This is a genomic window from Bacillus sp. TL12 (assembly GCF_022625245.1).
Classification (GTDB): domain Bacteria; phylum Bacillota; class Bacilli; order Bacillales; family Bacillaceae_G; genus Bacillus_A.
In genome coordinates, this window is the sequence record NZ_JAJJBY010000265.1 from 1 (window position 1) to 242 (window position 242).

Sequence of the window (242 nt, forward strand, 5' to 3'; positions counted from 1 at the left end):
AACCTACGCATCGGTTTTGGGGGCTATTTTCCCACATTACCAAACTAACAACCCTCCACGAAGCATATCAGCATGCGAGGAAAAACGGCGGTGCCCCAGGTATCGACGGTCAAAGTTTCGCTGATATAGAACTAGAGGGAGTTATACCGTTTCTAAAGAACATCCAAGCAGAACTGCAGGCTGGAACATATCAACCACAAGCTAATCGTAAAGTAGAAATCCCAAAAGCAAACGGCAAAATG

1 pseudogene is annotated in these 242 nt (G+C 45.5%); it reads left to right on the forward strand.

The window, feature by feature from the left end:
• A pseudogene (locus tag LOK41_RS28855) lies at positions 1-242 on the forward strand (group II intron reverse transcriptase/maturase); the annotation flags it as partial.